Below are 318 nucleotides of genomic sequence, written 5' to 3'. Positions count from 1 at the left end.
ACGACGATGATCGAGTTGGCCTGGCTGTGGCTGCGCAATCAACCGAGCTCAGCGCTTACCCGCTGCTTCCACGAACGCGTGATGCGCAATCAGGGGCGCCTGAAAAAGACAACCATCGTCGCCCTTGCAAGGAAGCTGCTGGTGGCGCTGTGGAAATACGTGACCGCGGGCGTCGTCATCGAAGGTGCCGTCATAATGGCTGTCTGACAAAATCACACCGATACACTCATCCCTCGAGGCCTGATCAGCCTCGGCGGATCCAGGAGGCGAACCGAGATCCCAGCTGGCTAGGCTAGAATGCCGTATCAAAGACGGGTC

1 pseudogene is annotated in these 318 nt (G+C 58.8%); it reads left to right on the top strand.

The features are described from left to right. A pseudogene (locus tag X742_RS140070) lies at nucleotides 1-207 on the top strand (IS110 family transposase); the annotation flags it as partial. Nucleotides 208-318 lie beyond the last annotated feature (111 nt).

It is taken from the genome of Mesorhizobium sp. LNHC229A00 (assembly GCF_000502415.1).
Taxonomy (GTDB): domain Bacteria; phylum Pseudomonadota; class Alphaproteobacteria; order Rhizobiales; family Rhizobiaceae; genus Mesorhizobium.
The sequence above is the reverse complement of the archived record's forward strand: the minus strand, read 5'-3'. Positions and strand labels throughout refer to the sequence as shown.